We start from the raw sequence: 8,655 nt of genomic DNA on the forward strand, positions 1-8,655 counted from the left end.
GAACGAGTGTACAGCAACCCGCCAGCCGCCGCGCCGCGGGCGCAATGCCTCTGCCGGCAAGTCTCAGGAGCCGTACCGGAAGTGCTTTCGGGGAGGCACGCCTTGTCTGTAAGCGAGCTCGCCCGGGTTTGGCACGCGGGGAAGGACGCTCGCGCTCCGGTTACTCACTGAAGAAAGATTTTATTGAAAAAAGAGATGGTCACCAAATGGTGACCATCTCTTTTTTCAAAGGGCATGACCTGCATTTCCTACAGAATCTTATCATAAAATAGGACTTGGTCAAATTTTGACCAAGCTATGGCACGGCTTTCGGCTACAATAAGTACTGAAAATTTTAAGCTCCTCTATCATAAGACACGGTGATAAAGATGAAAGGCGACTTTATAATCCCTCCCCGGAAGTGGACGGGAGAATCTTCAGTGATCTCCGCAAGGCTGCCGAATACCATTATAGAAAAGCTCGATGGAATCGCACGAGAAACCGGGCGAAGCCGCAACGAGCTCATGCTGCTTTGCGTTGAATATGCACTTAACGATCTGGTCTGCGGCGGTTAGTTTGCCATCCGATGAATACAGAAGAGGGCGTGCCGCGCCTTCCGTTTCCCGCTGCTGGGAGCACCGAGATCAGGTTGAGCCCTCAGCTAGTGTACCCGTGGGGTGCGGCGGCAGTTCGCGGGTCTTGGCAAGGTACTCCCGGAGATTCCTAAGAACCCGGCGGAGGGTTCTTAGGCGCCCTTCTTTCGTCCATTTCTTGGGCGCGCAAGAAATGGACCCGCCCGCCGGGGCGGGACCCGGCAATTTCCGCCGCCGCAGGCGGCACATCTAAAGCGCCCCGAAGGGGTGCGTAAAAAAGCCCTCCGCCCGCTGGACGGAAAATCTAAAACCGCCGGTGCGGCCGTCGGCGGGACACGCTTCCGACATCAGACCTGCGGGCCGTCGGGACCCGGAAATCCCCGCCGCCGCTCGCTGAGCGGCAAAACAAAAAAGCCCCCGCTCAGCGGAGGCTTTTGCTTTGCGTGGTCGAAGGATTACAGCGCGCGCTGAATCTTATCGGAACGCAGGCAGCGGGTGCAGGCATAGATGTGGCGGGGAGTTCCGTCGACGATCGCCTTGACACGCTGGACATTGGGTTTCCAAGCGCGGTTGGAACGCCTGTGCGAATGAGAAACCTTGATTCCGAAAGTAACACCTTTACCGCAGATATCGCATTTTGCCATGTTCTGCACCTCCTCTATCATTAAGAAAGATTTTACACCTGTATTGTAGGTCAACGTTAGTATTCTACCAGATTCGGCCTTTAAATGCAAGTGGTTTTTCGCAAAATTTTCGGGGAAAGGGGAGGAAAAGGGAATTGCCGGCAAATCCGCTTGTATTTCCACCCCGGAACAGGTATAATAAACGAGCGGACGCGGCGTTTGACGCGAAGCGCCGCCACATTTTCGACGGGAGAACGCCATGCTGAACTGGGACATGCAAAGCTTTATTGTCACGCTGATCGTCCTGATGACCTCGATGCCGGTGCATGAGTGCGCCCACGCGTGGGCGGCCTACAAGCTGGGGGACGACACCGCGAGCCTGCAGGGGAGGCTGAACCTCAACCCGCTCGCGCACCTCGACCCGGTCGGTTCGGTCATGCTGCTGCTGACCCAGCGGTACGGCTGGGCGAAGCCCACTCCCGTCAACCCACGCAATTTTACCCGCAAAATCACGATGCGCGCCGGCATGGCCCTCACCGCGCTGGCGGGTCCGGTATCCAACCTGCTTCTCGGCCTCGCGCTGCTGCTCGTCAACAAGCTGGCGGTGCTCGCGCTCGGCTACGCGGGCCGGACGGACGCCGCCGTGATCGTCAGCTATATCCTGCTCATGATGGTCACGATCAACGTGTCGCTGGCAATCTTCAACCTCCTGCCCGTCCCGCCGCTCGACGGCTACCGCATCCTGGCCTATTTCATCCCCGCGAAGTGGGAGGCCCGGATCGCGCAGCACCAGCAGATCATCTACATCGTCGTGCTTGTGGCGGTCTTCATGGGTGTGCTGAGCGTCCCGATGGGCTGGCTGTCCCGGTGGATCCTCCGGTTTTTCGCCCTGATCACCCAGACGCCCGAACTGCTTTACGTATGACGATGGAAAAACTGCTGTTTAAAACGGAGGAGTTTGAAGGCCCGCTCGACCTTTTGCTCTTCCTCATCCAAAAGCACAAGCTGGACATCTGCGACATTGAGATTTCCGCACTGCTCGAGCAGTATCTGACCTACATCCGCTCGCTGGAGGAGCAGGACCTCGAGGTGGCCAGCGAGTTCCTGGAGATGGCATCCCGGCTCGTCTACATCAAGACGGTCATGCTGCTACCGCGGCACGAGGAGGAGGGGCTCCAGCTCAAAACCGAGCTGCAGGGCGAGCTGCTCGAATACCAGGTGTGCAGGCAGGTGGCGGCGCAGCTCGGCGCGCGCAGCCGGATGCACCTGCTGTTTGTGCGCGCGCCGATGAAGCTCGAGGCGGACAACACCTACCGTCTCACCCATAGGGCGGACGAGCTCTACGCCGCCTACCAGGACGCGGCGGGACGCGGCCGCCGAAGGCTGCCGCCCCCGGCGCAGGCGTTTTCGGGCATTGTGTCCCGGCGGGTGGTATCGGTCGGCAGCCGCATCATCCACATCCTGAAATCCCTCTACCGCAGCGGGCGCGCCTCCTACGAGAGCCTCTTCTCGTCGAGCGGCGACCGCAGCGAACTGGTCGCGACCTTCCTCGCGGTGCTCGAACTGGTGAAGGCGCGCAGGATCACGGTGGAGGGGAACGAGGTGCGCTTCGACCGGTCGAAGCAGGAGCACCGCGCGCCGGAGGGGGCCCCCGGCGGTCCAGACTAACGCTGCCGCGGACGCGGCGGAACGGAGCGTTACATGATCGACCTCATTCAAAAACAGATTCTGGCCATCCTCTTCGCCGGGGGCGACGCGGTGGAACTCTCCCGCGTGGCGCAGGCGGTCGGCGCCGACGAGGAGGCGGTCGAACGCCTGCTGCCCGCCCTGCGCGGGGAGCTCGACGACGCGGGGATGCCCTTCGAGCTGCTGCGGCTGGGAGACAGGCTCCAGCTCGCGACGCGGGCGGAATTCGCCCCCGTCATCCGGGAGGCGCTCGAGCTGCGGCGCAACATCCCGCTTTCGCAGGCGGCGCTGGAGGTGCTGGCGGTCATCGCCTACAACCAGCCGGTCACCCGCGCCTTCATCGAACAGGTGCGCGGCGTCGAGAGCTCGGGGGTGGTCAACTCGCTGATCGACAAGGCGCTGGTCGAGGAGGCGGGGCGGCTGGAGCTGCCCGGCCGGCCGATCGCCTACCGCACGACGGCCAATTTCCTGCGCTGCTTCGGGCTTTCGAGCCTCGACGAGCTGCCCACCGTCCCCTCGGGGGAGGAGGAGCCGCTCCCGGTGCCCGACGACGTGCTCGAGGGGCAGGTCGCCTTCGGGGAGCTCGAGCTCGCCGGCGACGACGCATAACGAGAAAGGGAGGCGGAGGATATGGCGGCGGTCGTGGGGCTTTCCATCGCGGGCGTGCTCGCGGCGGTCCTGCTGCTGCTCTGCATCCCCGTTTCATTCACGGCGGCATACCGCACGGGGGAGCCGCCCGAGGCGTACCTGCGCTGGCTTTTTTTCACCATCGACCTGACGAAGGAGCCGAAGCGGGCCGGCGCCAAACGGAAAACGTCCCCCAAGCCGCGGGAGGAAAAGCCCAAAGCCGCCAAAAAGCCGCTGGAATTTTCCGAGCTGCTCGGGGTGATCGTCGACCTGCTCTCCTCCCTGGGGGGCGGGGCGGGGATGCTCGTCCGGAATTTTGTCTTCTATCGGATCCGCCTCTATATGGTGGTGGCGGGGGAGGACGCCGCGGACACGGCGATGGCCTACGGACGGGTCAACGCGGTCGTCTATACCGCCTACGCGCTCGCGCTCGGCTTCCTGCGCGTCGAAAAGCCGGATATCCAGATCCGCCCCGATTTCACGGCGGAGGAGGGGAAGGTCGACTTTTCCGCGCGCGCGCGGCTGACGCCGCTCGTGGCGCTCGGCGCGGCCATCCGCATAGGGTGCGCGTTTTTCGTCAAAACCATAAAGAGAAAACATGCGCAGGAACCGCAGAAGCCCCCGGCCCCGGAGAAGGACGCGCGGGGGAAAACCGGAGACTAACAGATCACAGGGAGGTCTTTTCGCTATGGGAAACAACAGCCATCCGATCAACGGGCTGATGGACAGCTCGCTGCAAAACCTGCGTTCGCTCGTCGACGCGGACACCATCATCGGCGAGGCGATCACCGCCCCCGACGGCACCATCATCATCCCGGTGTCCAAGGTCAGCTTCGGCTTTGTGTCGGGCGGCTCGGACATCCCCTCGTCCAAGCAGCCGGAGCTCTTCGGCGGCGGGGCGGGCGGCGGCGTCTCGGTGCAGCCGCTGGCCTTCCTCGTCATCAAGGACGGCAGGGTCGACCTGCTGCAGATGAACGACAACAAGACGACCGCGGACCGGGTGGTGTCGATGGCGCCCGAGATGATCGACAAGCTGGGCGCGCTCTTCCAGAAGAAGGAGAGGCCCGCCCGGGAAGCGAAAGCCGCAGGGGTCGACCCGCAGGCCGGGACGGAAATCCACATCGACCTGTAATGCGCGTGGAAAATCCCGCATAAAATGACCTGTATCGAATGATAACGAGGGTGCGGGTGAGGAAGATGCTGAAAAAGGGGATCGCGCTGCTGATCGCGTTTTTGCTTCTGCTGTGCGGGGTGCGGATGACCGAGGCGGCGGCCTTGGAGGAGTGGCCCGCGGCGGCGCAGTCGATCCCCGACACGCTGGGGGTCGAGACCGGGGCGAAGGCCGCGCTCGTGATGGACGCGGCAAGCGGCCGGGTGCTCTTCGCGAAGAACGCGAACGCCCGCCTGCCGATGGCCTCGACCACCAAGATCCTGTCGGCGCTGCTCGCGCTCGAGCAGGAGGAGATCGACGAGTGGTTCACCGTCGACACCGCCGCCATCCACGTGGAGGGCTCGTCGATGGGGCTGCGCGAGGGGGACCGGGTGACGCTGCGCGCGCTCGCCTACGGGATGCTGCTGCCCTCGGGCAACGACGCGGCGGGCGCCGCCGCCGTGCGCATCGCGGGCGGCATGGAGCGGTTCGCGGAGATGATGAACGAGCGCGCCGCCGAGATCGGCATGGAGGACAGCCATTTCGTCACCCCGTCGGGGCTCGACGACCCGGAGCACTACTCCTCCGCCTACGACATGGCGCTGCTCGCGCGCGAGGCGCTGGAAAATCCCATCTTCGCGGAGATCTGCGCGCAGCCGAGCGCGAAAATCCAGTATGGGAATCCCCCCTACGACCGGTGGCTGCAAAACCACAACCGGTTGCTGAGGAGCTACCCGGGCACGGTCGGCGTCAAGACGGGATTCACCGATTCGGCGGGGCGCTGCCTCGTCTCCTGCGCCGAGCGGGAGGGGGTGCGGCTGATCGTCGTGACGCTCTCCTGCCCCGACGACTGGAACGAACATAAAAAGCTCTACGACCGCTATTTCGGCCTGCTGCGGCCGGAGAGGGTCGGCGGGCTCGTGCCCGCGGTGGAAATCCCCGTGACGGGCGGGACGCGGGACGCGGTCGCGGCGGTCTTTGACGAACCCGGCCCCGTCGCGCTGATGGACGGCGAGCGGGTCGACGCCGCGGTGACCGCCGCGCCCTTCCTCTACGCGCCGGTCAGGCGCGGGCAGGTGGTCGGGAGCGTGAAATTCTCCTGCGGCGGCCAGCCGCTGGCCGAGGCGGTGCTGACCGCCTCGCGGGACGTGGACGCAAAGGAAACGAAGCCCTCCCTCAGGAGCCGGCTGTTCGGCTGGCTCGGACGGGGCGGGGACGACTGAAACGGATAGAAAGACAGGTTGGAATATGGCAAAGGTATCGGGAATCCGCATCCAGAAGGTGCTGTCGGACAATGGCATCCTCTCCCGCCGCAAGGCGGAGGAGGCGATCAGGCAGGGGCGCGTCACGGTGAACGGGCATCCGGCGGTGCCGGGCAACCCGGTGAACCCGGCGCGCGACGTGATCGCGATCGACGGGGTCAAGGTGGCGCTCCAGAAGAAAAAGCACAACGTCTACCTCATGCTCAACAAGCCGCGCGGCTTCGTGACGACGACGGCGGACGAGATGGGCCGGCGGTGCGTGACCGACCTCGTGGAGGACGCGCCCTCCAGGGTGTACCCCGTCGGCCGGCTCGACCGGAACAGCGAGGGGCTGCTCCTGATGACCAACGACGGCGCCTTCGCCAACATGGTCATGCATCCCTCCAACCACATCACCAAGACCTACCGCGTGACGGTGCGCCCCGGCATCACCGACGAGCAGGCCGCGCAGATGGGCGCGGGGGTGCCGCTCGACGGGAAGATGACCCTGCCGGCCACCGTACTCGTGCTCGATAAGAGCGAGGGCCGCGCCGTATTGCAGATCACCATCCAGGAGGGCCGCAACCGGCAGGTGCGCCGCATGTGCGAGGCGGTGGGGCTCGAGGTCGCGCGCCTCAAGCGGACAAGCGTGGGGCCGCTGAAACTGGGGATGCTCCAGCCCGGCCAGTGGCGGGAGCTCAAGCCCAGCGAGCTGATCGCCCTGCGCAACGCCGTCTCGAAGAAGTAGTGAAAACCTTTTTGTATAAATTGCAGAGTATATTACAAGGAGTAACAGGATGTTTCTGATCAAACGAGTGACCGACCCGCGCCTTGCCGCGCGCATCTGCGGCAGCTTCGGCGCGCCGGAGAACGGTTCCTTCGCCTATGCCGCCACCAAGGGGGAGGAGGTGCTCGGCACGGCGGTGTTCTTCACCGCGCCGGGCGGCTGCGTGACCCTCGCCGGCGCGGACACCGGCCGCAGGCTCGACGTGGGGCTCGTCGACGGGATGGCGCGCGCCGCCTTCACGGCGCAGATGCGCGCGGGGGCCTCCTCGGCAAAGCTCGGGGAGGATCTGCCGGAGGAGCTGCGCCTCGCGCTCACCAAGCTTGGCTACGGGGCGCGCGAGCCCTTTTCGCTCGAGGCGTTCTTCGCGAAAAAAAGCTGCGGCTGCGGACGGTGAGGTCCGCGGACGCCGCCCATACGCCCTATCCAAAACGCCGCGGGGAACCGCGGCGTTTTTCTTGTCAGAAACGCGAAAAAGAGCCGTTAATCTTTTATCAAAAAGCGCAAAAAACAGCTTGTTATTTGGGATGGAAAAGTGTATACTTTATTGTGGTTACATTTTGACATTTTCTTTTTTTCATCTGTGGAAAGTCGACAAATGCGACCGAATCCCGTATTTTGATCCCCGCCGGAAAGGCGGCCGCCCGCCGGGACGACGGGCGTCAGTTTAAGATAGGAGGAAAAAAACATGAGTGACAAGGCAATGTCACTGGCCGATGCACGCAACGAGGCCCAAAAGGCGACGGCGGCCCGCGAAAGGCTGACGGCGCTCTTTGACCCCGACAGCTTTGTCGAGGTCGGCGCGCTCGTGAAGAACGGCTGTGACGGCACCGGGGTGATCACCGGCTACGGCCTGGTGGAAGGCAGCCCCGTGTATGCGTTTTCCCAGGACTCCACCGTGCGCAACGGGGCGGTCGGGGCGGCCCACGGCTCCAAGATCAAGAAGATCTACGACCTCGCGGTCAAGACCGGCGCGCCGGTCGTCGGCATCTACGACTCCAACGGCGCCGCCGTGGACGAGGGCCTCGACGCGCTCGCCGCTTATGGGGAGATGCTCCTCTGGACCAACAACCTCTCGGGTGTCGTGCCGCAGATTTCCGTCGTGGCCGGCGTCTGCGCGGGCAGCGCTGCGCTGATCGCCGCCTCCGCGGACTTCGTCGTCATGAGCGAAGGCGCCGAGCTCTTTTTGACCCCCGCCGACGCGGATTCCGCAGTCGACGCGGCCAACGCCGCCAAGTCGGGCGTTGCCCATATCGTGGAGAAGGATGCCGCCGCCGCGGTGGCCGCAGCCCGCAGGCTGGTTTCCCTGCTCCCCTCCAACAACCTCTCCGCGGCCCCCTACTGCGACTTCACCGAGGCTCCCGGCGCGGCGGCCGCGCTCGACGCGCTTGCGGCGGGCATCGCGGACCATGCCGACGTGCTTGCGATCGCGGAGCAGATCGCGGACGCGGACAGCCTGATCGAGCTCCAGAAGGCGTTTTCCGGCACCGGCGCGCGGGTCGCGCTGGGCACCGTCGCCGGGACGACCGTCGGCTTCGTCGCCGCATCGGACAGCGGCGCCGTCTGCTCGGGCGGATGCAGCAAGATTGCCCGCTTCGTCGCGATCTGCGACTCCTTCCAGATTCCCGTCGTGACCCTCGTCAACTGCGAAAAGTTCGCGGCGGCCGACGGCCATGTCTTCCAGGGCGGCGTCCGCGAGGCCGCCAAGCTCGCCCACGTCTACGCCGAGGCGACCACCCCGAAGGTCGCGGTCATCGTCGGCAAGGCGTACGGCTCGGCCTGCGTCGCCCTCGCGGGGCGCGGCGCGAACGCCGACTACGCGATCGCCTGGCCGAACGCGGTCATCAGCGCGTTGGCCCCCGAGACCGCCGTGGCCTTCCTCGAGGGAGACAAGATCACCCTTGAGAAGTCCCGCGCCGAGGTCGAGGCGGAGTATCTCGCCAACGAGGCGGGCGCCCTCGCGGCCGCCGCG

At 64.7% G+C, this 8,655-nt stretch carries 11 protein-coding genes; 10 read left to right on the forward strand and 1 reads right to left on the reverse strand.

Translation table 11 applies throughout. The features are described 5' to 3' along the window. Positions 1-368: 368 nt before the first annotated feature. Positions 369-554, forward strand: a complete 186-nt coding sequence (locus RDM88_RS12895; RefSeq protein ID WP_374045449.1) for a ribbon-helix-helix protein, CopG family — start codon at positions 369-371, stop codon at positions 552-554. 473 nt (positions 555-1,027) lie between these two features. On the opposite strand, the gene rpmB is transcribed toward RDM88_RS12895, so the two are convergent. After that, on the reverse strand, positions 1,028-1,216 hold the full coding sequence (gene rpmB, locus RDM88_RS09945; protein WP_101548888.1) for a 50S ribosomal protein L28: 189 nt from the start codon (positions 1,214-1,216) through the stop codon (positions 1,028-1,030). 238 nt (positions 1,217-1,454) lie between these two features. Here rpmB and RDM88_RS09950 point away from each other — a divergent pair, with 238 nt between their 5' ends. From RDM88_RS09950 to RDM88_RS09990, 9 genes are all read left to right on the forward strand, one after another. Then, positions 1,455-2,120 carry a site-2 protease family protein gene (locus RDM88_RS09950; protein WP_308754691.1) on the forward strand — a complete coding sequence of 222 codons (666 nt, stop codon included), beginning with the start codon at positions 1,455-1,457 and terminating at the stop codon, positions 2,118-2,120. Positions 2,121-2,122: 2 nt separating this feature from the next. Beyond that, on the forward strand, positions 2,123-2,863 hold the full coding sequence (locus RDM88_RS09955) for a segregation/condensation protein A (protein WP_308754692.1): 741 nt from the start codon (positions 2,123-2,125) through the stop codon (positions 2,861-2,863). Positions 2,864-2,896: 33 nt separating this feature from the next. After that, on the forward strand, positions 2,897-3,490 hold the full coding sequence (gene scpB, locus RDM88_RS09960; RefSeq protein WP_308754693.1) for an SMC-Scp complex subunit ScpB: 594 nt from the start codon (positions 2,897-2,899) through the stop codon (positions 3,488-3,490). A 21-nt stretch (positions 3,491-3,511) separates the two neighbouring features. Further along, positions 3,512-4,171 (forward strand): DUF2953 domain-containing protein, encoded by a 660-nt coding sequence (locus RDM88_RS09965; RefSeq protein ID WP_308754694.1) that lies wholly within the window; start codon positions 3,512-3,514, stop codon positions 4,169-4,171. Positions 4,172-4,196: 25 nt separating this feature from the next. Further along, entirely contained in the window at positions 4,197-4,640 is a 444-nt protein-coding gene (ytfJ, locus tag RDM88_RS09970; protein WP_308754695.1) for a GerW family sporulation protein, read from the forward strand. 65 nt (positions 4,641-4,705) lie between these two features. After that, positions 4,706-5,881 carry a D-alanyl-D-alanine carboxypeptidase family protein gene (locus tag RDM88_RS09975; RefSeq protein ID WP_308754699.1) on the forward strand — a complete coding sequence of 392 codons (1,176 nt, stop codon included), beginning with the start codon at positions 4,706-4,708 and terminating at the stop codon, positions 5,879-5,881. A 25-nt stretch (positions 5,882-5,906) separates the two neighbouring features. Further along, positions 5,907-6,647 (forward strand): pseudouridine synthase, encoded by a 741-nt coding sequence (locus RDM88_RS09980; protein ID WP_308754696.1) that lies wholly within the window; start codon positions 5,907-5,909, stop codon positions 6,645-6,647. A gap of 49 nt (positions 6,648-6,696) precedes the next feature. Then, complete coding sequence (locus tag RDM88_RS09985; protein WP_308754697.1) at positions 6,697-7,080, forward strand: hypothetical protein; 384 nt, start codon at positions 6,697-6,699, stop codon at positions 7,078-7,080. 291 nt (positions 7,081-7,371) lie between these two features. Next, positions 7,372-8,655: carboxyl transferase domain-containing protein (locus RDM88_RS09990; protein WP_308754698.1), on the forward strand; the 1,284-nt coding region annotated here is incomplete at its 3' end.

The sequence above is a fragment of the uncultured Anaerotruncus sp. genome, from assembly GCF_902490045.1.
Taxonomy (GTDB): Bacteria; Bacillota; Clostridia; order Oscillospirales; family Ruminococcaceae; genus Anaerotruncus.

Bases quoted from the DNA above. Each gene is read 5' to 3' on its own strand.
- rpmB (WP_101548888.1), bottom strand. From the start codon at position 1,216: ATGGCAAAATGCGATATCTGCGGTAAAGGTGTTACTTTCGGAATCAAG.
- RDM88_RS09975 (WP_308754699.1), top strand. From the start codon at position 4,706: ATGCTGAAAAAGGGGATCGCGCTGCTGATCGCGTTTTTGCTTCTGCTG.
- RDM88_RS09965 (WP_308754694.1), top strand. From the start codon at position 3,512: ATGGCGGCGGTCGTGGGGCTTTCCATCGCGGGCGTGCTCGCGGCGGTC.
- RDM88_RS09985 (WP_308754697.1), top strand. From the start codon at position 6,697: ATGTTTCTGATCAAACGAGTGACCGACCCGCGCCTTGCCGCGCGCATC.
- RDM88_RS09980 (WP_308754696.1), top strand. From the start codon at position 5,907: ATGGCAAAGGTATCGGGAATCCGCATCCAGAAGGTGCTGTCGGACAAT.
- RDM88_RS09955 (WP_308754692.1), top strand. From the start codon at position 2,123: ATGGAAAAACTGCTGTTTAAAACGGAGGAGTTTGAAGGCCCGCTCGAC.
- ytfJ (WP_308754695.1), top strand. From the start codon at position 4,197: ATGGGAAACAACAGCCATCCGATCAACGGGCTGATGGACAGCTCGCTG.
- scpB (WP_308754693.1), top strand. From the start codon at position 2,897: ATGATCGACCTCATTCAAAAACAGATTCTGGCCATCCTCTTCGCCGGG.
- RDM88_RS12895 (WP_374045449.1), top strand. From the start codon at position 369: ATGAAAGGCGACTTTATAATCCCTCCCCGGAAGTGGACGGGAGAATCT.
- RDM88_RS09950 (WP_308754691.1), top strand. From the start codon at position 1,455: ATGCTGAACTGGGACATGCAAAGCTTTATTGTCACGCTGATCGTCCTG.